The 22,891-nt window shown below is 67.2% G+C and carries 12 protein-coding genes; 6 read left to right on the top strand and 6 right to left on the bottom strand.

Going from position 1 to position 22,891, the window contains the following annotated elements:
- The first annotated feature begins 86 nt into the window (after window positions 1-86).
- From PVU19_RS13050 to PVU19_RS13070, 5 genes are all read left to right on the top strand, one after another.
- Window positions 87-6,482, top strand: a complete 6,396-nt coding sequence (locus tag PVU19_RS13050; protein WP_200901853.1) for a type I polyketide synthase — start codon at window positions 87-89, stop codon at window positions 6,480-6,482.
- The gene (locus PVU19_RS13055) at window positions 6,479-7,447 is read left to right on the top strand and encodes a glycosyltransferase (protein ID WP_050662465.1); all 969 of its coding nucleotides are present in this window, start codon (window positions 6,479-6,481) and stop codon (window positions 7,445-7,447) included. The genes PVU19_RS13050 and PVU19_RS13055 overlap by 4 nt, the downstream gene beginning before the upstream one ends.
- Entirely contained in the window at window positions 7,444-11,943 is a 4,500-nt protein-coding gene (locus PVU19_RS13060) for a MupA/Atu3671 family FMN-dependent luciferase-like monooxygenase (protein ID WP_050662464.1), read from the top strand. The genes PVU19_RS13055 and PVU19_RS13060 overlap by 4 nt, the downstream gene beginning before the upstream one ends.
- On the top strand, window positions 11,940-12,623 hold the full coding sequence (locus PVU19_RS13065) for a 4'-phosphopantetheinyl transferase family protein (RefSeq protein ID WP_050662463.1): 684 nt from the start codon (window positions 11,940-11,942) through the stop codon (window positions 12,621-12,623). Before PVU19_RS13060 ends, PVU19_RS13065 begins: the two co-directional genes overlap by 4 nt.
- A gap of 184 nt (window positions 12,624-12,807) precedes the next feature.
- Window positions 12,808-14,106, top strand: a complete 1,299-nt coding sequence (locus tag PVU19_RS13070; protein WP_050662462.1) for a Wzz/FepE/Etk N-terminal domain-containing protein — start codon at window positions 12,808-12,810, stop codon at window positions 14,104-14,106.
- Between the two features lie 6 nt (window positions 14,107-14,112).
- Here the strand turns inward: PVU19_RS13070 and PVU19_RS13075 are convergent, their stop codons facing one another.
- The 6 genes from PVU19_RS13075 to PVU19_RS13100 form a co-directional block, all read right to left on the bottom strand.
- Complete coding sequence (locus PVU19_RS13075) at window positions 14,113-15,180, bottom strand: CpsD/CapB family tyrosine-protein kinase (protein ID WP_274789770.1); 1,068 nt, start codon at window positions 15,178-15,180, stop codon at window positions 14,113-14,115.
- Window positions 15,181-15,342: 162 nt separating this feature from the next.
- Window positions 15,343-17,451 (bottom strand): NAD-dependent epimerase/dehydratase family protein, encoded by a 2,109-nt coding sequence (locus PVU19_RS13080; RefSeq protein ID WP_050663715.1) that lies wholly within the window; start codon window positions 17,449-17,451, stop codon window positions 15,343-15,345.
- A gap of 10 nt (window positions 17,452-17,461) precedes the next feature.
- Window positions 17,462-18,415 carry a glycosyltransferase family 2 protein gene (locus PVU19_RS13085; protein WP_050663716.1) on the bottom strand — a complete coding sequence of 318 codons (954 nt, stop codon included), beginning with the start codon at window positions 18,413-18,415 and terminating at the stop codon, window positions 17,462-17,464.
- Window positions 18,412-19,653, bottom strand: coding sequence for a glycosyltransferase family 4 protein (locus PVU19_RS13090; RefSeq protein ID WP_050663717.1), 1,242 nt, complete (start codon window positions 19,651-19,653; stop codon window positions 18,412-18,414). The genes PVU19_RS13085 and PVU19_RS13090 overlap by 4 nt, the downstream gene beginning before the upstream one ends.
- Window positions 19,650-20,546, bottom strand: coding sequence for an NAD-dependent epimerase/dehydratase family protein (locus PVU19_RS13095; RefSeq protein ID WP_050663718.1), 897 nt, complete (start codon window positions 20,544-20,546; stop codon window positions 19,650-19,652). Before PVU19_RS13095 ends, PVU19_RS13090 begins: the two co-directional genes overlap by 4 nt.
- On the bottom strand, window positions 20,537-21,700 hold the full coding sequence (locus PVU19_RS13100; RefSeq protein ID WP_050663719.1) for a Gfo/Idh/MocA family protein: 1,164 nt from the start codon (window positions 21,698-21,700) through the stop codon (window positions 20,537-20,539). Before PVU19_RS13100 ends, PVU19_RS13095 begins: the two co-directional genes overlap by 10 nt.
- 190 nt (window positions 21,701-21,890) lie before the next feature.
- On the opposite strand from PVU19_RS13100, the gene PVU19_RS13105 reads away from it, so the two are divergent.
- Window positions 21,891-22,640, top strand: coding sequence for a WecB/TagA/CpsF family glycosyltransferase (locus PVU19_RS13105; RefSeq protein WP_050663720.1), 750 nt, complete (start codon window positions 21,891-21,893; stop codon window positions 22,638-22,640).
- Window positions 22,641-22,891: the final 251 nt, after the last annotated feature.

The raw sequence follows: 22,891 nt of genomic DNA on the forward strand, positions 1-22,891 counted from the left end.
GCCAAGGCCATGCCGCAAAACCGTCGTATTGTGGAGAGATACGGGACACCCTATGATTTCCGCATTGTTCATTGATGGCCTGTGACATGAACGCGACCGACCTCAACGGCACCGAGATTGCCATTGTCGGAATGGCTGCGCATCTGCCCGGTGCGCGGAGCGTGGTCGAGTATTGGGCGAACCTGCGGGACGGCAAACGCGCCATCAGACGGCTGAGCGAGGCCGAACTGCTGGCCGCCGGAGAGGCCCCGCAGACGATCCGCCGCCCCGATTACGTGCCTTTTGCCGCGCCGCTGGACGGGTTCGAGATGTTCGATGCCGAGTTCTTCGGCTTCGGCCCCAAGGAGGCCGCGATCCTCGACCCGCAACACCGCCGCTTTCTGGAGGTGGCCTGGCAGGCGCTTGAGGATGCGGGCCACATGCCCGAGACCTTCCCCGGCCAGATCGGTGTTTTCGCAGGCTGCGGCATGGGCAGCTACTTCTATTTCAATCTCTGCTCCAACCGCGATCTGGTGGACGATGTCGGCATGTTCCTGTTGCGCCATACCGGCAATGACAAGGATTTCCTGACCACCCGGCTCAGCCATATCCTGGATCTCAAGGGGCCCTCTCTGGGCCTGCAAACCGCCTGTTCCACATCGCTTGTCGCGGTGCATTACGCTGCCCAATCGTTGCTCAATGGTGAATGCGACATGGCGCTCGCTGGGGGCGTGACCATCGAGCTGCCACAGAACCGTGGCTACATCCACAAAGAGGGCGAGATCCTGTCGCCCGACGGCGAATGCCACGCGTTTGATCACCGCGCCCAAGGCACGGTCTTCGGCTCCGGCGCGGGCATGGTGGTGCTGCGGCGGCTGGAGGATGCGCTGGCCGACGGCGATCATATCTGGGGCGTGATAAAGGGCTCTGCGGTCAATAATGACGGCGCGGCAAAGGCAGGCTATCTCGCGCCTTCGGTCGACGGTCAGGCAGCGGCGGTGGCCGAGGCGCAAGCGGTGGCGGGCATCACGGCGGATAGCGTGGATTATGTTGAATGCCACGGCACCGGCACCTATCTCGGCGACCCGATCGAGGTGGCCGCCCTCACGCAGGCGTTCCGCGAGACGACCGAGGCGAGCGATTTCTGCCGCATAGGCAGCGTGAAAACCAATATCGGCCATCTCGACACGGCGGCAGGCGTCGCCAGCCTGATCAAGGCCACGCTGGCGCTCTATCACGGCGAGATGCCGCCCTCTCTGGGCTATGAGGCCCCCAACCCCGCCATCGCCTTCGACGGCAGTCCGTTTGCCGTCAATGACCGCCTGCGCGACTGGCCCAAGCGCGACCACCCGCGCCGCGCCGGGGTGAACTCATTGGGCGTCGGCGGCACCAACGCGCATGTGGTTCTGGAAGAGCCGCCCGCGCGTGCCGCCCCCGAGGCCAGCGACTGGCCCTTTCAGCCTATCGTGATCTCCGCGCGTTCGAAATCCGCGCTCGACGACGCCACCACCCGCCTCGCCGCCCATCTGCGCGACCATCCCGAACAGCCGCTGGCCGATGTGGCCTACACGCTCAAGAACGGCCGCCGCGCGTTCGAGCGGCGTCGCATCACCGTCGCGCGCAGCCATGCCGAGGCGGCAGAGCGGCTGGACAAGGGCGACACCCGCCGGGTCTTTACCCATCAGGCGCTCGACAATCCGGATGTGGTGTTCATGTTCCCCGGCGGCGGCGCGCAATATGCCGGCATGGCCCGCGATCTCTATGAGACCGAGCCGGTCTTTGCGGACTGGATGGATCGCGGCCTCGATATCCTCGCGCCCAAGCTCGATTACGACATCCGCGCGCTCTGGCTGCCTGAGCCCGATCAATTGGCCGCTGCGGATGAACGGCTCAAACGCCCCTCGGTGCAACTGCCGTTGATCATGATCACCGAATATGCACTGGCCCAACTCTGGCAAAGCTGGGGCGTGACGCCCGCCGCCCTGATCGGCCATTCCATGGGCGAGAACACCGCCGCCTGCCTTGCCGGTGTGATGAGCCTTGAGGATTGCATCGGCCTCGTCCATCTGCGCGGACAGCTCTTTGACAGCGTGCCCAAGGGCGGCATGCTCAGCGTGCCGCTCTCCGCCGATGCCCTGCGCCCCTATCTCGGCGACAGGCTCGACATCGCCAGCCTCAACGCGCCGGACCTGACCGCCGCGTCCGGGCCGGATGCCGATCTTGTTGACCTCGAACAGCGCCTCAACGCCGACGGGATCGAGCCGCAGCGCATCGCCATCGACATCGCAGCGCATAGCCGGATGCTGGAGCCGATTCTGGACCGCTTCGGGGACTACCTCCGCTCCATCCAACTGAGCGCACCGCAAATCCCCATCCTATCGAATCGCACCGGCGATTATCTGACGGCGGCGGAGGCCACCGACCCCGCCTATTGGGTCGCCCATCTGCGCCATACGGTGCATTTCGCCGACGGCCTCACCCGGCTCGCCGAGAAAAAGGAGCGCGTCTTTCTCGAAGTCGGCCCCGGCAAGGCGCTCTCGTCGCTGGCACAGGCCCATGGCGCGATCAGCGCCAATCAGGTCATCGGCACCCTGCGCCACCCCGAGGATACCATCGCCGACGACGAATATTTCATGGCCATGCTCGCCCGCCTCTGGGCCGTGGGGGTGGATATCGACTGGCCGCAGATCTGGGGCGAGGCGACGCGCAACCGCGTGCCCCTGCCCAGCTATGCCTTTCAGCACAAACCCTATTTCATCGCCCCCGGCGCGCCCCGCACGGCGGCAGAGGACGAGTGGCCCACCCATCGCGACGACCTCGCGCAATGGGGCTACACCCCGCATTGGCGGCCCCGGCTGGCAGAGGTCGAGATCACCTCCGACGCCGACCTTGCCCGACTGCCAAAGGAAACATGGCTGATCTTCGAGGACGAGACCGGCCTCGCCCGCGCCGTGGCCGAGCGTCTCACCAAGGCAGGCCACACCGTCACCACCGTCACCCCCGGCGACAGCTTCGCGCGGCTGGCAGGGGACCGCTACACCCTCTCCCCCGAACGCGGGCGCGAGGGCTATGACCAACTGATCCGCGCGCTGGTCGCCGACCATCGCGCCCCCACCCGCGTCGGGCATTTCTGGCTGGTCACGCGCGACGAACACCACCGCCCCGGCTCCAGCTTTTTTCACCGGGTGCAGGAACAGGGCTTCTACAGCCTGCTCTTTCTGGCCCAGGCCATGGCGGACGAAGGGCTGGACACGCCCGTGCACATCACCGCCCTCACCACCGGCGCGGCGCAGGTGCATGACGAGGCCCTGCCCTACCCCGCCAAATCCACGCTTGCAGGCCCGCTCCGCGTGATCCCGCGCGAGATGCCGCATGTGACCACAGCGAGCCTCGATCTCATACTGCCCTCGCGCGGTGCACCCGACGCCGGGCTTGTGACCCGTGTGCTCGAAGACTTGGCGCAAGACCCGCGCAGTCACGCCGCCGCCCTGCGCGGCACAAGGCGCTATGAGACGGAGTGGCGCGAAACGGTACTTGCCCCCGGCACCGCCCCGATTGCAAAGGGCGACACGGTTCTGATCACCGGCGGCTTTGGTGGTATCGGCCTCACGCTGGCCGAAGACCTCATCACGAAAAACAACGCCAATATCATCCTGATGGCGCGCCACGCCCTGCCGCCCCGCGCTGACTGGCCCCGGATCACCGCGACGCGCGGTGCCGGTGATCCGCTCGCCCGCCGCATCGCCGCCGTCAGCCGTCTCGAGGCACTGGGCGGCGAGGTCATGGTGATCGCGGGCGATGTCAGCAATATCGAGGACATGCAGGCCGCGAAATCGCAGATCGAGACGCGCTTTGGCCGGCTCAATGGCGTGATCCACGCCGCTGGCGTCATCGCCGACGCACCCCTGCTGGCCAAGGGGCCAGACACGATCGAGGATGTCTTCACCCCCAAGATCCACGGCACGCAGGTGCTGGAGCAGGTCTTTCCCGACGGCACGCTCGACTGGCTGGTGCTGTTCTCGTCCTCCTCCACCGCCACCGCGCCCGCGGGACAGGTCGATTACGTCGCCGCCAACGAATATCTCAACGCTTACGCCCGGTCACGGGCGGGCGGGCGCACCCGCGTCCTGGCGCTCGACTGGGGCATCTGGGCCGAGGTCGGCATGGCCGCCGAGGCTGTGGCACAGCAGACCGGCAAGGCCCCCACTGCCCCGCGCCTGCCGGTCGATCAGCCGCTCATCGACGAGGCCAGCTTTGACGCCGAGGGCAACCGCGTCTTTCACGCAAGCTACAGCGCCGCCACCCATTGGGTCTTCGATCAGCACCGCACGCGTGACGGTCAGGCGCTTCTGCCCGGCACCGGCTATCTCGACCTGCTGGCGCAGGCGCTGCGCGCGCAGGGTGAAGACGGCGCGTTCGAGATCCGAGATCTGATGTTCCTGCGCCCCTTCGACCTGGCCCAAGGGGCCACGCGTGAGATGCGCCTCACCCTCAGCCGCAGCGATCAGGGCTACGCCGCGCGGATCGAGGCCGACCACCTTCAGGCGGGCCGCCAGGGCTGGGTCACGCTGGCCGAAGCCGATCTGCGGCTGCTGCCGCTCACGCCGCCCGCGCTCCGCGATATCGACACCGTGCGCACACGTATGGAAAGCTGGCAGGAAGCGACCAATCCTCTCCCCTCCCCGCAAGAGAGGCATCTCGATTTCGGCCCCCGCTGGCGCGTGCTCCATGCGATGGGTCTTGGCGCGGGCGATGGCCTCGCCCACCTGCACCTGCCCGCCGAGGCGCAGGACGATCTGGAAAACGGCCACCTCTTGCACCCCGCCCTGATGGATATCGCCACCGGCTGGGCCATGGGCCTGATCGAGGGCTATGACGGCAGCGATCTCTTGGTGCCGATGTCCTATGGCGCGGTGCGGGTGCATGCGCCGCTTGGGCAGGATGTCCGGAGCATGGTCCGGCTGACGACCGCACAGGCGCAAGAGACCGGCATCGCCCGCTTCGATATCACGCTCACCGACCCAGCCGGTCGGGTGCTGGTCGAGATCGAGGATTTCGCCATTCGCAGACAGGCGGGCGGGCTGGCGATCACGCCGCCCCGCGCCGGTGAGATCCGTTTTGACGCTGGCGCTGACAGCTCCCCCGCAAGCCCCGCTGAAGAGCGCCTGCGCCACAACCTGTGCGAAGGCATCCGGCCCGCCGAGGGGGCCGAGGCGTTCCGCCGCGCCCTCGCCCTGCATCAGCCGCAAGTGCTGGTGTCCTCGCTGGATTTGCCCGCGCTCATCCGTCAGGCCGAGGCCGGTGCGCAACCGCAAGAGACCGGTGCTCAACGCTTCGAGCGGCCCGATCTCGACGGCGATTACGTCGCCCCCGAGGGCGAGATCGAGACCCGGCTCGCGGGTTTCTGGTCCGACCTTCTCGGGCTCGACCCGGTCGGCGTCGAGGACAGCTTCTTCGACCTAGGCGGGCATTCGCTGATCGCCGTGCGCCTTTTCGGCATGATCCGCAAGGCGTATCGCGTCGATTTCCCGATCTCGATCCTCTTCGAGGCCCCCACAATCCGCGCCTGTGCCCGGCTGATCGAAGAGCGCATCGGCCCGCAGGAGGCAGGCGCGAGCACCCCCGCGACATCCGAGCCCGCCCGCCGCTTCACCCATCTGGTGCCGATGCATCGCGGCGAGGGCGGGCCGAAAACGCCATTCTTCCTCGTCGCGGGCATGTTCGGTAACGTTCTGAACCTGCGGCACTTGGCGCATCTTCTGGGGGATGACCGGCCGTTCTTCGGCCTGCAGGCGCGCGGGCTCTATGGCGACGACAGCCCGCATGACGACCTGACCGAGGCCGCCCGCGACATGATCGCCGAAATCCGTCAGGTGCAACCCAAGGGCCCCTATCTGCTGGGCGGCTTTTCGGGTGGCGGCATCACCGCCTATGAGATGGCGCAACAGCTTGAGGCGGCGGGCGAAACGGTGGCGGTGGTGATCCTGCTCGACACCCCCCTGCCACAACGCCGCCCGCTGGCGCGCCGCGACAGGGCGCTGATTCAATGGCAGGAATTCAAATCGAATGGCCCGCTCTACCCGCTCAAATGGGCCGCGCGCCGCGTCGCGTGGGAGATCGCCAAACGCCGCCCGCAGCCGCATACGGGCACGTCCGAACATCAGTTCCACGATCATGAGATCGAGGCCGCCTTCTACCGCGCCATCGACACGTATCAGGTCCACCCGTGGACCGGCACGCTGCACCTCTTCCGCCCGCCGCAATCGGGCAAGTGGCAGGTCTCGAACGGCCAATGGGTCAGCGATGAGCGCGCCTATGTACTGCCCGACAATGACTGGTCCGGCCATGCCCCCAACCTGTCGGTGACCGAGGTGCCGGGGGATCACGATTCCATGGTGCTGGAGCCCAATGTCCGCGTCCTCGCCGCCCGCATGCGCCGCGTAATCGAGGCCGCAGAGGGCACGCAGGACGCCCCACCAAACCACCGGGAGGCGGCCGAATGACGGCCCCGCGCGTCCTGACCATCGTGCTTAACTGGCGCACGCCCGAGATGAGCCTCAAATCCGCCGCCGCCGCGCAGCGCGCCATGGCAGGCATCGCCGGTGAGATCGTGATCGTCGATAACAATTCAGGCGACGGCTCGTTCGAGAAAATGCAGGCGGAAACCTCCGGTTGGGACCGCGTCCGCGTGATCCAATCTGGCCATAACGGCGGCTTTGGCGCGGGCAATAACGCGGGCATGCACGCAGGCCTCTCGGACGGCACACGCCCGGATTACGTCTATATCCTCAACTCCGATGCCTTCCCGGCTGAGGGCGCCATCGCGGCCCTGCTGGCCCATCTGGAAGCGACCCCCAAGGCCGGGCTGGCGGGCAGCCATATCCACGGTCCCGACGGTGCGCCGCATGTTAGCTGCTTTCGCTTCCCGTCTATCCTTGGCGAGTTCGAAGGTGCCGCGCGCATCGGCCCCGTCAGTCGCCTTTTGCGCCATCATTCCGTACCGTTGCCGATGCCCGAGACCACGCAGCCTGTTGACTGGCTGGCGGGCGCAAGCCTGATGATCCGGCAAGAGGTGCTTGATGCCATCGGCGGCTTTGACGAAACCTTCTTTCTCTATTTCGAGGAAACCGACCTCTGCCGCCGCGCCGCGCAGGCGGGATGGCAAACGCATTACGTGGCCACCTCCCGGGTCGAGCATATCGGCTCGGTCTCGACGGGCATGAAGGGCTGGGACCGGGTGCCGGAGTACTGGTTCGCGTCGCGTCGGCATTATTTCATCAAGAATCACGGGCGCGGCTATCTCGCGCTGGTCACGCTGGCACATCTGACCGCCGCGAGCCTCGGCAGCCTGTGGCGGCTGATCCGGCGCAAGGGCGCGCCGCGCCCGCCGCATTTCCTGCGCGATCTGGTGCTGGGCGATCTGGGCTCGGCCCTGCGGGGCCCGATCAAACGAAAGGCGGACGCATGATGCAGGCGCTCCTCATCGGCAACGAATCCCTCGCCCTGCAATGCGGCGAGGCGTGGCTGGCGCGCGGGCACGGCATCGCGGCAGTGGTGACACGCCATGCCGATGTTGCCGCATGGGCTGGCGAAAAGGGGCTGCGGATCGAGGCCCCCGGCGCAGCGCTGGCCGAACGCCTCGGCGATCTGAGCTGTGACTGGCTGCTTTCCATCGCCAATCTCGATCTTCTGCCGCAAACGGTGCTTGAGCACGCCACGCGCGGCGCCGTGAATTTCCATGACGGCCCGCTGCCGCGCCATGCCGGGCTGAACGCACCGGTCTGGGGCATTCTGGAGGGTGACGCGCAGCATGGCATTACCTGGCACCTGATCGAGGGCGGCATCGATGAAGGCCGCATCGTGGTTCAACGCCTCTTTGACATTGCACCGGATGAAACCGCCTTTACCCTCAACGCCAAGTGCTATGCGGCGGCGCTCGACAGCTTTGACGAGGTGATCGGCGCGCTGGAACACGGCGTGCCGGGGCTGGTCGCACAGCAGAGCGTGCCGCGCAGCTATCACGCGCGCGACGACCGGCCCGGGAGCGCCTGGCTCGATGTCACCCGTCCCGCCGCCGATCTGGCGCGGGTGGTGCGCGCCCTTGATCATGGTGGCTATTTCAACCCGCTCTGCATGGCGCGCCTGCGCATCGGCGATCACGTATTGCTGGCCGGGCAGGCCGCCCCCGTGCAAGGCCAAGGCATACCGGGCACGGTGCTGGAAAATGACGGCACCCGGCTGACCGTCGCCACCGGCGATGGTGCGCTGCGCCTGAGCAGGATCACCGGCTCCGATGGTGCCACGGTCGATCTTGCCGCCTGCGCACCGTTGGGTCACATGGTTGCGCCCGCCTCCGACGGGGACCGGCAGGCGCTCGCCGATCTCGCCACGCAGGACGGCTATTGGCGCAGGATCGTGACCGGAATGCGTCCGATCACCCTGCCCGTCGCCTCGGGCAAGAGTGCAGCGACAGAGCGCCGCGCCCTTGACCTTGCGCCCGAGACGGCCCTTGCCGCCATCGCCACATGGGCTGCGCGGATTGGCGGCGATGAGGGCGCGCATCTGGCCTATGCAGGCCCCGTGCAGGCCGACGCCCCGGATCTCGCCTGCCCCTGGGTGCCCGTTGATGCGAGCCGCCTGGCCGAGGACATGGCCGAGGCCGACGCACGCGGCCCCTTCGCGCTCGATCTCTTCGCGCGCGAACCCGCTCTCGACGCCGCACATCGCCCGCATCTGGGGCTGCGCCGGGCGGGCGAGGGCCTGATCCCCGGCACTGTGCTGACCGTCGATCTGACCGATACCCCGGCGCTCCTTTACGATCCCGCCAGCCTCTCGCCCGCGATGACCGATCTCTTGGCCAAGCGGCTGGAGGCGCTCGGGCGCGGTGAGACTGCCGCGATGCCCGAGGCCGAGCGCCACCTGACCGTCGAGGCGTGGAACCGCACCGACACGCCCTATGACGCCCGCCCCATTCACCGGCTGATCGAGGCGCAATCGCAAGACACCCCCGAGGCGCGCGCGCTGGTCTTCGAGGCCGAGACCCTGAGCCATGCCGCGCTCGATACCCGCGCCAATCGCCTCGCCCATGTGCTGCGCCAGATGGGCGTCGGGCCGGGCGTTCTGGTCGGGCTCTGCCTGCCGCGCTCGGCCGATATGGTGGTGGCCGCACTCGCTATCTGGAAGGCGGGTGGGGCCTACGTGCCGATGGACCCGGCCTATCCCGCCGACCGGCTGGCGCATTACCTGAGCGACAGCGGTGCGCGGGTGGTGGTGACCCGCTCGGATGTAGCCGAGGCCCTGCCGCAATGTGACGCGCGACGGCTGTTGCTCGATACTGACCCCCGCCTTGCCACCGCGCCCGACACGGGCCTCGACAGCGGCGCGGGGCCGGACGATCTGGCCTATGTGATCTACACCTCCGGCTCCACCGGGCGGCCCAAGGGCGTGATGGTCACGCATCGCAACCTCGCCAATTTCTTCGCCGGAATGGATGACCGTATCCCGGCGGAACCCGATGCGGTCTGGCTTGCCGTGACCAGCCTCAATTTCGATATCTCGGTGCTGGAGCTGTTCTACAGCCTCGCGCGCGGCTACACCCTCGTGCTCAGTGGCGACGAGGCCCGCGCGCTGGTCTCCTCGGGGCAGATCGCCACCTCGGATCGCGGCATGGAGTTCAGCCTCTACTACTGGGGCAATGATGACGGCACCGGGCGCGACAAGTACAAATCCCTGCTCGAAGGCGCGCAATTCGCCGACACCCATGGCTTCTGCGCGGTCTGGACGCCCGAGCGGCATTTCCACGCCTTTGGCGGCCCCTATCCCAACCCCTCGGTCACCGGCGCTGCCGTCGCCGCCGTCACGCAAAACCTCGCCGTGCGCGCCGGTAGCTGCGTGGCCCCGCTCCATCACACGGCCCGCATCGCCGAGGAGTGGGCGGTGATCGACAACCTCACCAATGGCCGCGCGGGCATGGCTATCGCCAGCGGCTGGCAGCCCGACGATTTCGTCCTGCGCCCGGAAAACGCACCGCCCAACAACAAGCCCGCGATGTTCGACGCGATCCGCGATCTGCGCAAGCTGTGGAAGGGTGAGGCCGTGGGCTTCCCCCGCGCCGATGGCACGCTGCACGATGTGGTCACGCAACCCCGCCCGGTGTCATCCGACCTGCCGGTCTGGGTGACAACCGCCGGCAACCCCGAAACATGGCGCGAGGCGGGGGCCAACGGGGCCAATGTGCTCACCCACCTGCTTGGCCAATCGGTGCAAGAGGTGGGCGACAAGATCGCGCTTTACCACACCGCCCTGCGCGAGGCGGGGCATGATCCGGCGGATTTCACCGTGACGCTGATGCTGCACACCTACGTGGCCGAGAGCCGCGAGGAGGCCGCCCGCGTCGCGCGCGAGCCGATGAAGGATTACCTGCGCTCCGCCGCCGGGCTCATCAAGCAATACGCCTGGGCCTTCCCGGCCTTCAAGAAACCCAAAGGCGTCGATAACGCCTTTCAGCTCGATCTCGGGTCGCTGGACGAAGAGGAACTCGAAGGCATCCTCGAGTTCGCCTTCGAGCGGTATTTCAACGACTCCGGGCTGTTTGGCACCATCGAGGATTGCGTCGCGCGAGTGGAGGAATTGAAACGCATCGGCGTGGATGAGGTCGCCTGCCTGATCGACTATGGCATCCCAGTGCGGCAAGTGCTCGACGGCTTGCGGCCCCTCGCCCGCGTGCTGGAGCGCTCGAACCGGGTCGGCGGCATCCCCGACGATGATTTCTCGATCGCCGCGCAGATCCTGCGCCACAAGGTCACGCATCTGCAATGCACCCCCTCGATGGCGCGGATGATTGCGATGAATGACGAGGCCCGGCATGCGCTCGGGCGGATCAGGCACCTGATGCTCGGCGGTGAGGCGCTGCCCGGCAGTCTGGTGCAGGAGTTGCGCGGCCTCACGCAAGCGCAGATCACCAACATGTACGGGCCCACCGAGACAACCATCTGGTCCACCACTGGCCTCGCCGAGGACGTGCCTGGCCCCTGCCCCATTGGCACGCCGATTGCCAATACGCAGGCGTATGTTTTGGATGGCGACATGCAGCCCGTGCCGGTCGGGCAGCCCGGCGAATTGTGGATCGGCGGCGATGGCGTCACGCGCGGCTATCTGGGCCGCGAGGATCTCACCGCCGACCGCTTTCGCCCCGACCCGTTCCGTGACGGGGGCCGCATCTACGGCACCGGAGACCTCGTGCGCTGGCGCGCCGATGGGCGGCTCGATTTCATTGGGCGGGCCGACACACAGGTCAAGCTGCGCGGCTACCGGATCGAACTGGGCGAGATAGAAGCGGCATTGGAGACTTGCGACGGCGTCGAGCAGGCCGTCGTGCTCCTGCGCGAGGACACGCCCGACGATCCCCGCCTCGTGGCCTATCTGCGCGGCACGGCAAGCGAGTCCACGATCAAGACACATCTGGCGCAGCACCTGCCCGCCCACATGATCCCCGCCCATCTGGCAACGCTTGACGCCTTCCCGCTGACGCCCAATCGCAAGGTGGATCGCAAGGCGCTGCCCGCGCCTGCGCGCATCAGCGCACCGCGCCCGGCCAAGGCCACCGCCCCCGTGACCCCCGCCAACAGCCTCGAGCGCGAGATCGCGGCGATCTGGGCGCGCATTCTCGGCGTGTCCGCGATCGGCGCGCAGGACAGTTTCTTCGACCTTGGCGGGCATTCCCTTCTGGCGGTGCAGGCGCATCGCGAGATCCGGTCCGAACTGGGCGTCGAGCGCCTCGGCATCACCGACATCTTCCGCTGCCCGAAACTGGCCACGCTCGCCGCGCGGGTGGCGGAATTGCGCGGTGACGTGCCCAAACCGGCCAATGATCCCGAACCGGCCACGGCGACAGGCAACCGTGCCACCGCCCGGGCCGAGGCGATGGCCAAGCGCCGCGCGATGCGCGCCGCGCGCCGGGGATGACCGAGGCCCTCACCGCCGCCCTGCGCGCGCTCCTGCCACCCGGCGTGGCGCTTGTGCAGGCAGACCCGAGCGCCCCCGTGACGGGGCTGCTGCCTCAAGAGGCAGCGGCGATGGCGCGCGCGGTTCCCGCACGGCAAAGGGAATTCGCCGCCGGACGCCGCGCCGCGCGCGCGGCGATGATCACGCTTGGCCTGCCCCCCGCCCCGATTCCGCAGGGTGGCGATCGCGCTCCCGTCTGGCCAGACGGCCTGACCGGCACGATCAGCCATGGCGCGGGCACCTGCCTCGCTCTGGTTGCGCGCATCGGTGATTTTGCCGGGCTTGGGCTCGATCTCGAACCCGCCACGGCCTTGCCGGACGATCTGATGGACACGGTCTGCACCACGCAGGACCGCGCGCGACATACCTCGGCGCTTGCTGGTCGGCTGATATTCTGTGCCAAGGAAGCCACCTACAAGGCGCAATATTCCCAAAGCCGACAGCTGCTGGAGTTCCACGATCTGGCGGTCACGCTCAGCCCTGATGTCAGCCGATTTACCGCCACGCTTTTGCGCCCCTGCCCGCCATTTGCCGAGGGAACGTCATTCTCCGGGCATCTCGTGATCGAGGACGGGATCATTGCCGCGCTCATCACCCTGCCCCGCGAGAGCAACACAGTGTTTCCGGATCGCAGGCAATAAACTGTGGCGCAAATGTGGCCGGATCGTTAAATTGGGGCGAAATCAAGACGCAATTCTGTCAGGACCGTTTGGGGGCATTCGGTCGGCGGGGCGCGCGGGGTGACCCGCCTGACCTGTCGGCGTGATTTGGTCACCGGGCGGTTGGGTCGTCGATGCACTCCGATACGACGCTGATAGGTAGACCATGAGTTCGATCAAATCCTTGCCCGACGTGATGCGGATGCTGCGGCGCAGGCTGTGGCTTATCATGCTTGTCGCGCTGATCGGATCGGTCGTGTCGATCATGGTCGCGCTCAACCAGCCCAAGGTCTATCAGGCGACGGCGGTCATCCAGATCGAGACCCCGCAGGTCGAGCGCGACAGCCGTGGGCAGATCATCGGCAGCGATGCGCGCCACCGCCTGCAACTCATCGAACAGCGGCTGATGGCGCGCGATCATCTGATCAAGATGATCGACAAGCACGGGCTCTTTGCCGACGCCCACGACATGCCGCTGTCGCAGAAGATCTATCAACTTCGGATTTCGGCCCGGATCGAACAGATCACCGTCGGCATGCCCGGCGCGGGGCCCGCGACCACGCCCTCGGGGCTGAGCGTTACGGTCAGCCTTGGCGACCCGGACAAGGCCGCCGAGGTCGCCAATGATTTCGTCGATGCGGTGATCAGTCAGAACCGTCAGCGCCGCATGGAATCGGTGCGGGAAACTCTCGATTTCTACAGCGATGAAGAGGCCCGCGTCGATGCGCGCATCGTGGCGCTCGAGGAACAGATCGCCGACTTCAAGCGTGCCAATGCCGACGCCTTGCCGACCAGTATCGGGTCGATGCGCGATCAGCTTGGGACCTTGCAGGAAACGCTGCTGGAGATCGATCAGCAGATCATCGCGCTAGAGACCGAAAGTTCACGTCAGCGCGAAGAGGTGTTCGCCCGCCAGGTCGGGCAATTGAACGATCAGCGCGCGCTCGTATCCAGCCGCATCGCCGCCATCGAGGCCGCACTTGCCGCCGCACCGCGGGTGGAGCGTGAACTCGGCGCGCTCAATCGCGATCTGGCCCAGCTTCAGGAGCAGCTGACCGCGATCACCCGCAATCGGGTCGAGGCGGAAATGGCCAGCGTGCTTGAATCCCGGCAACAGCAGGAGCGGTTCGAAATCCTCGAAACCGCAATCCCGCCGCAGTATCCGGTCTCCACCAGCCGCAAGAAGCTGGCGCTCGCGGGCGGGCTGGCCAGCCTCGCACTCGGGCTGGCCCTCGCGCTTGTGCTGGAAATCCTCAACCCGGTGCTGCGCACCCCGTCGCAGCTCGAGGACGAGTTGGGCATCACCCCCGTGATCTCGATTCCGGTGGTGCGTCTGCGCGGCGAGCGGCGGGCGCGCCTGTTCAAGCGCCTTGGCACGTTGGCCCTCGCGCTGCTGGTTTTGCCGATCCTGTTCCGGTTGATAGAGGAAAGGCTCTTGCCGTTGCGCGCACTTGGCGGCAACTGAGCCGGGTCAATATCCGTATTTGGTGATGTTCTCGCCCTCGGCGCGGTTCATCACCACGCCCAGTAGCGGCACCTCGTCGCCAAAGCGGGCCTTGAGGTCGCGCACCTCTTTTGCGGTGCTGCGCCCGCCGCCGACGACCAGCAGAACGCCATCGAATTGCGGCCTGAACCCCAGCACGTCATCATAGTAGAGCGCGGGCGGCATGTCGAAAATCACCACATCCGGCGCCAGCCGCGCACAAAGATCGGCCAGCACCGCCGCTGTGCCCGGGGCCTGCAGGAGTTCCGCAGCATAGGCTTCCGCACGGTCATTGAGACCAAGCGCAAGATGTGGCCCGATATGCATCGCATTCTTGTCGGGCCGCAGGAAATGCCGCTCGGCGGATAATTCGCCAGTCAGGAAACGGGACATGCTGCCCGGCTCCGAGATGCCAAGCATCTTTGCCAGCGACGGGCGGCGGAGGTCCATGTCCATCAGGACGGTGCGCAGGCCCGATTGCCGCGACAGGCTGATCGCCAGATTGGCCGCGACGAAGGACTTGCCGCAATCCGGCGTGGCCGAGGTGATCGCCACCCGGTGCCAGCCGCGCGCCCGCAGCGTCGCCACCAGCTTGGTGCGCAGCACGTCAAAGGCCACATGCGCCGGATCCTCGCGGGTGGCGGATATCAGGCGATTGCGGATCAGGTGACGGGTATCCAGCGGCACGGCCCGCAGATCGTCCCAAAGTGGCTGCTGTGTCGACGCGACGGGCTCAGGCTCAGGCTCAGGCTCAGGCTCAGGCTCAGGCTCAGGCTCAGGCTCAGGCTCAGGCTCAGGCTCAGGCTCAGGCTCAGGCTCAGGCTCAGGCTCAGGCTCAGGCTCAGGCTCAGGCTCAGGCTCAGGCTCAGGACTGTCCAGCGATTCGGGAGCTACGGCAAACGCTTCCTCCGGCTCGGCCCGCATCTCGGGGTCGAGCGGAAAGGCCCGTTCATCTCCGCGCTCCTCAAGGGAGGTCTCGGGCACGTCCCCGGCCTCCTCGGCCGTGCGCCGCGCCTCTCGGCGGCGCATATAGGCGTCGTGGCGCTGGAGTTTCATTGGCACGGCTCCACCCCCCGCCACGCGCCGGGGCGCGTGCCATGCGTCATGAAGAGGCGAGCCGATGCTGCCATATCCGGGAACTCCTGCCTGTTGCGCCCGGTATGCCGGGCAAATCCGGCAACAATGCGACGGAAAATCACTGATTATATGCCCCGATCCTCAGAACCCGATGAGGTTGGCCCGGTCCACCGCTGCCTGCAGAAACGCCTCGCGATCCGCGACCGGGGTCCATCCCAGCAGGGCCTTGGGCTTGGCATTGTCGAACCGCGCGTAATGCGCCCGTGATTTCCAGTCACGCAGCGACGCGCGGATCACGCCGGGGCGGCGCAGCGCATGGGTCTTGAGCACGGATTTCACCGCATCCGCCGCCCAGAGCACCGTCAGGTTGCCCGAACTCACCCGCAGACGCGCGCCAAGCCGCATGTGGATTGCGTTGAAATAGCTGCGCGCCGAGGGCTGCACATCGCCCACGAGGTTGAACGACTGACCGAGCGCCGCCTCCTGCGTGCCCATCCGAATGAGCCCGTCCGACACATCGCCGATCAGCACGAAGGGCAGCGGATTGTCGCCCTCGCCCCAGAGCCGCACCGCCCCCGCGCCGTGCCAGCGCCCGATCCCCCAATGCTGCAGTGGCCCGCCATGGCCCACCACGATGCCGGGCCGCGCGATGGTCATCGGCAGGCCGTGCTCGCGCTGCATCTCCCACAGCCGCCGCTCGCATTCCGCCTTGGAGCGGGCATAGAGATTGCGGTCGCTCATATCGCGGGCAAAGGGCGTGGATTCGGTGATCACCGCCCCTGGGTTCGACATGTCATAAGAGGCAATCGTGCCGGTATAGACAAAGCGTCCCACCCCGGCCGCCAGCGCCGCCCGCGCGATCCGGTCCGAGACGCCGATATCGTTTTCCAGACAGTCCTCCCACGAGGTGCCAAGCGCGCGGGCGAGGTTATACACGACGTCGATCCCCTCCATCGCGCGGGTGAGCCCCGCCTCGTCGCGCAGGCTGATGGCGCAGGTTTCGACAGTTTCAGGCAGATCATCGAACGGGCCATGCCCCCCCCGCGACAGCACCCGCACGTCATGGCCCTGCGCCACCAGGGCGCGCGTCAGGTCGCGGCCCAGAAACCCGGTACCGCCGATCACCAGCGCCTTCGGTTTCGGTGTGCGGCGTGGTTTGGGGCGGCGCACAGTCTCGCACCCCTGATCCGGCATCAGCGCAATTGTCGCGTCGATCGCCCGCGCCACGCTTTCCGCCGCCGCCGCATCAAAGCGCGAATCGAGCGGGCGACCCTCGCGGATGGCTCCATAAAACGCCTCGAACAACCCGATGAAACCAAGCGCATAGGGCGACTTGCGGTTCAGCGATCCGATCTGTCGCGCAGCATTGCCAACGCCTTCGCGCAGGTGCTCCCAAGCCCCGCCCATCTCTCGCAGGAACGGGTTGAGCACCAGATCAGCGGTGTTCTCACGGGTCACGGTCAGCACATCGGCGGCGTAATCCAGCCGCGCCAGCGCCGACGAGCCGCGCAAGGTCAGCGAGCGGTCATCGACGCTCTCGACCAGTTGCAGGTTGATCGCCAGATCGACCTCCCCCGCCCGCGCCGTGATCCGCCAGCTTTGTGGGCGCTCCCCCGCACCGGGCAGGTGCACGGGCTTCGACAGATGCAGCCCCGTTACCGTCACCGGGCCGAACAAATCCTGCGCAAAGGCGAAAAGATGCGGGCCAAGTTCGCGCAGCAAGTTCCCCGGCTCGCGCAGCATCCACAACCCGAAAGGTCCGGAGCGCAGCGGCCCCAGCGGAAAGGCCCAGGTGATCTCGGCGCTCGACACCCGACCCAATTTCCCCGCCGCGACCAGCGACTTGAGGCGCTGATAGGCGGGTAGCCCGAGGAAATTATGCCCGGCTGCAAGGTGACGCCCGGCGGCACGCGCCGTCTCGGCCACGCTTGCCGCCTCCTCCCCCGAGAGGGCCACCGGCTTTTCCACCAGCACATGCAGGCCTGCCGCGAGGCATTTGCGCGCCAATGCTGCATGGCTGTCTGGGGGCGTCAGGATATGCACCGCCTCGACCTCTCCGCTCGCGATCAGATCGTCCAGATCGGTGAAGGCTCGCGCCCCATATGCGCCCGCCAATCCCTCTGCCGCCGAGGCCGACAGATCACACACCGCCGCCAGCCGCACCCCCCGTGTCAGCTTAAGTGCCGCCGCATGCCAGCCCGCGATATAGCCCGCGCCGACAAGCCCCACATTGATCACCTTATCCGTCATCAGAAACCGCTCACTTGTATTCGATGATCTGCATTGCCGCCCCGCACCGCTTGCGTAGCTCATAAGTCAACATGCCGATCAGGTTGGGAAATTTCGACAGGGTCAGAAACACTGCATGATGCAGCGCAGTGCCCGTGGCCATGCCCTCGCCGCGCAGCCCCTGCACCGTCTTGAGGTAAGACAGCAGGTAGGCCGCGAGGACCAAAAGGAATAGCGGCCACCAGATCAGCCCCACCAATGCCAGAACCGGCAAAGCCAGACCATACACCCAGACCCGCGCCCGTTCGCGCGCGAAATAGCCGGGGTGCAGATCACCCACCTGCGCAAAGCCATGCCCCGACCGCACGGCGCGCCGCCACCATTGGCCCAGCCGCGTCATCGCGGCATCATGACGGGTCATCGGTTGCGGCAGGCGGATCATCCGCCAGCCCGCCTTGCGCAGACGCTGGCAAAACTCGTCATCCTCGGCGGCGATCACCTGCGCATCAAAGCCCCCAGCCTCGATATAGGCAGCACTCCGCACCATCATGTCGCCGCCACAGGCCGTGATCTCACCCGCCGGACGGTGCCATTCGTGGTCGCAAAGCGCGTTGTAGACTGACGTCTCGGGGGCGATTTCGGAGCGCCATCCGGTGACCAATCCAAGGCGCGCATCGTCCTGCAAGGCCGCCAGCCCCGCCTCGATCCAGCCCGGCACCACCATGCAATCGCCGTCGATGAATTGCACCACGTCGGGCGGCGTCTCGCCCAGCGCCTCGAACCCTTCATGCCGTGCCCGCGCGGCGGTAAACGGCGTGGCGGGGTCAAGCGTCACCACCTCTGCGCCCGCCGCCCGCGCCACCGCGACGCTGCCATCGGTCGAGCCGCTGTCGACATAGACGACGCGCCTTCCCTCCAGCGACGCAAGCGACGCCTCCAGCCGCGCCCCCTCATTGCGCCCGATCAGCACCACGGCGAGGGTCATTTCCCGCTCTCCGGTCTGAGGGTTTGAGGCGGGGTGCCGTGGGCGTAGCCTTCAAACAGCGTGGCGAGCCATGCCGCCTCGCTGTCGGAGGCGAACTCGTCGACCACCTTCGCGCGCCCGGCCGCGCCCATGCGCGCGCGCATCCCCGGATCACCCAGCATCCGCGCCAGCGCCGCGCGCAGCGCCACCAGATCACCGGGGGGCACCAGTAGCCCGCTCTCCCCGTCCTCGACCAGTTCCGCCACCCCCGCGATGCGTGTCGTCACGACCGGGACGCGGGCGGCCAGCGCCTCCATCAGCACCACCGGCAGACCTTCGGCGAAACTTGGCAGGACCAGCGCCGTCGCCTCTCGCAGCAGTGCCGCCACCTCGTCCTGCGACTTGTAGCCGCCGAATTTCACATGACCCCCAAGGCCTTGCGCCCGCGCCTCAAGCGCCGCGCGCTCCGGCCCGTCGCCGACCAGCGTCAGGCGCAGGTCGGGGTGATCCGCGATCAGGTCCTGCATGGCCTCCAGCAGCACCGGCACGCCCTTGACCGCCGCCAGCCGCCCGACGAAGAGAAGATGCGAAGCGGCCTCCGGCGCGGGCCCGTCATAGCGCGCAGGGTCAACCCCGCAATGCACGATATGCAGCTTGGCCCAGTGCTCAGGCGCGGAGAACGCCATCGCCTGCGAGCGGGCGAAATGGCTGATACAGGCGACAAACCGCGCCCGCGCGATCTTTTCATCCAGCCGCCAGCGATGCGGCTCATAGAAGATATCCGGCCCGTGCAAGGTGAAACTGTAGGGAATGCCCGACATTTCCGAGGCCAGCATCGCCACCGTGCAACTCGACTTGGCGATATGGTTGTGCAGATGCGTGAGGCCGCGCGCGCGCAGGTGCTGCGCCAGCACGGCGGCCTCGGCCAGATAGATGAGTTGATAGAGCGTCGGCTTGATCCCGCCGGGGCTGGTCCGCCACGCGAGACGCAAGGCGCGCAGCCACGCCCCCGGCTTGCGCCAAGCCGCCAGATGTGCGGCGATCAAGCGGCGGGGCGAGACGGACGCCTCCAGCACGTGAAAGGTGCCAGCCGCCTCGGCGCGCTGCTCGGGGCCGGTGTGATGCTCTGCCCCGGTGCGGCGCATCGAACAGGTCTCGACCGTCAGGCCGCGCGCGCGCAACGCCGCCACCTCGCGTTGGATGAACGTATCGGTCGCACGCGGATACTCGCCCGTCAGATAGGCGATGCGCGAGCTCATCCCCCGCCCTCGGTTGCGCGGGCGAAGGCGCTGTCGAAGTCGTCCTGCGGTGTCCAGTCCAGAGCCGCCTCCGCCGCCGCGATGTCATAGCGCAGGGGGCGCATCCGGGCGCGCAGGATGGCGGGACGCAACAGCCCCGGCAGGCGGTCGCCCAGAGGCGACAGCAGCCAGGCCAGCGGCATCACCAGCCGCCAGTTGAGCGGTAGCACGTGGCGCGGCCAGCCGGTGCGCCGGAGCGCCGCGACATAGCGCGCCCGCGTGGGCCGGTCAGAGCCCAGAATGTTGAGCGCACGGCCCTCGCCCGGGGCCTCGGCGGCCCGCACGAAAGCGCGGGCACAATCCGCCAGAGACACGACCGGAACCTCACCGCCGCGCTCCATCAGGATCAGCGTGCCGCCCGTTGCGGGGCCAAGATGCGCATTCATCGCCCGATCGGGGCCAAGGATCGCACCGGGGCGCAGGATGGTGTGACGCAACCCGCTGCCCCGCAGCATCTCCTCCTGCGCCAGCTTGGCACGGGCATAGGCGTCGCGGCGGTCGGGGCGATCTTCCAGCGGCGTGGCCTCGGTCACGACACCCTTGGCATCGGCACTGTAGACCGCAATGGAACTTGCCAGCACCAGACGCGGCGGTAAGGGCTGCGCCTGCATCGCCTCGATCACCCCGCGCGTCACCTCAACGGTGTCGCGCGCCTGCACCGCCTCGTCGCCCGAGAGCGACCCGGCCAGATGGATCACGCAATCCACCCCATCGAGCGCGGGCAACTCTCTCGAGGTCAGATCGAGATCATCCCGCGTCAGCGCGCGCACCTCATGTCCGCGCGCCTTCGCCTCGTCCACGACCGCGCGGCCCAGAAAGCCGCCCGCCCCGGTGATCATCAGTGTCAGGCCCATGATGCTGCCTCCATCGGTTCGCATGTGCTTTGCATGACGTGCGCCCCTGCATCGCAGCCTGCGTTCTGAATGGCCAGTGTCACCTCGGTCAGATGCAGCGCCATGGCATTTGTCAGCCGACAGGCCCGCCCCTCGGCCAGAGCCGCCAGCATTTCCACCGGGCCGAGCGCGAAATTCATCGACGCCGCCCCCCAACGGCCGACCTTGGGATGCGAGGCCGCGCGGGGCCGCAGACGCCGCCCGAACGGATGCTCCATCAAGCGCCGCCGCAAGACGAACCGCCGATAAAACCGAACGGCGGCGGCATTGCTCCACGCCTCTTTCACCTGCAACACGCCATCGTCGCCGATCACCCGGATGCGGTGATCATGCGGTGCCGCGATCGAACAGGTCAACCGCGCCACAGGGCCCTGCGCAAAAAAAAGCGTCGCCACCGAGAAATCCGGCGTGCCGGTCGCGCCGGGCTTGTCGGGCAGCACCTCGGCCGAGGCGGCGACCACGCGCTCCACCGGGCCAAACATCGCGATTAGCCACGACAGGTAATAGCCCGCATGCTCCAGCGTGCAGCCGACGGCAAACTCGTCCGCATGCGGCCAGGGCGCACCGCTCTCGCTCTGCCATTTGGCAAACGGGGCCTGCGGGATGAACCCGTCATCCAGTTCCGCATAGACCAGGCGCGGCACGCCCGCCACGCCGCGCCGCACCGCCGAGAGCAGCACCTGGGCCGCCTCGCCCAGCACCGAACAGGGGGCCGAGACCAGCATCAGCCCGCGCGCCTTGGCCAGATCATGCAATGCCTGCGCCTGCGTCATTTCCATCGCCAGCGGCTTTTCGCAATAGACGTGATGCCCAGCCTCCAAACAGGCGCGGTTGATCTCGTAATGCGCGTCGGGATTGGTGAGGTTCAGTACCACATCGCCGGGCGTGAGCCGGGCCAGCAAGGCCGCAAGGCTGTCCTTGGGCTGCACCCCCCAATGCGCCGTGAACGCCGCCAGCCGCGCCGAATCACGGTCATGCACCGCGATGACGGAGACCTCGGGATGCACGGCAAGGGAGCGCAGGTAGAGATCGGCCACGAATCCGCAGCCGATGAGCGCCACGCGCCCGCCTTTGGCCTGATGGGCCGCCCGGTCTGACCCGTTCCCCTGTTTCATGCGCCCCCGCTAACCATAGGATCGTGTCAAGATTCAGCCCTTTGCCTTCCGATAACAAGCCTTTAGATAGCAGTGATGCAGCAAGGGCACAGGCACGCTTGGGAAAATCCTGAAATTCCCGCGATTTCGCCGCAGTCTGAACCCAGCCCTGCTATAGCAGACGGGTCAGACAGCTATCGGGACGCCACTTTTGGACTTTCGCATTCACGACCGAACGCTCCACATCGCGCCGCGCACCCGCGCGGGGCTGCTGGCCGACCTGTCCGACCGACTGCGCACCAGACGCGGGTTTGCGCTCGCGACGATCAATCTCGATCATCTGGTGAAACTGCCGCGCGACCGGGAGTTTCTCGACGCCTATGCCCGGCATGACTTCGTCGTGGCCGATGGCAATCCCGTGGTGTGGCTGTCGCGGCTGGCCGGAGCCCCGGTGGAACTGGTGACCGGCTCTGACCTGATCGAACCGCTGGCGCGTATCGCCGCCGAGACCGGCACGCCGCTGGCCCTTGTCGGCAGCACCGAGACCGCCCTGCAGGGGGCGGAGGACAGTCTTCGCGCGCGCGTACCGGGGCTGGAGATCGCCGTGCGGATCGCACCGCCAATGGGATTTTCGCCACTCGGCGATCAGGGTGCGGACGTAATCAAGGCGCTTGAGACGTCGGGCGCGGGGCTGTGCCTTGTCGCCCTTGGCGCACCGAAACAGGAAATCTTCGCCGCCCGCGCCTATGCGGTCCTGCCGCATATGGGCTTTGCCAGCATCGGTGCCGGGCTCGATTTCATCGCCGGGCGACAGCGGCGTGCGCCGCTCCGGTTGCGGCGCATCGCGATGGAATGGCTCTGGCGCATGCTGAGCGATCCGCGCCGCCTGTTCCTGCGCTATACGCGCTGCGCGCTGATCCTGCCGGGTCTGGCATGGCGCGCGTGGCGCATGCGGACTTAGTGTTCACCACCCGGGCCAAGAGCAAGATCTGCATCCCGCCCCCTTGACCGCCTCGATCAGGGTTTGGCGGCCCGTGCCCCCGGCTTTGCAACCGATTGTCTGAATAACCTTGAGGGTTGGGATGTCCTGAAGCTGCCGTTGCCGTGAGCCGCGCATCGACGGGCCGCGGTACGGCAATGCTACGCTTGTTCGGAAGAATTTTATCTCTGCCAATTCGGGAAAACATCCAGCGATGCGCAGTTTGCAGCCAA

Source organism: Roseovarius tolerans (assembly GCF_028885395.1).
Lineage (GTDB): Bacteria > Pseudomonadota > Alphaproteobacteria > Rhodobacterales > Rhodobacteraceae > Roseovarius > Roseovarius tolerans.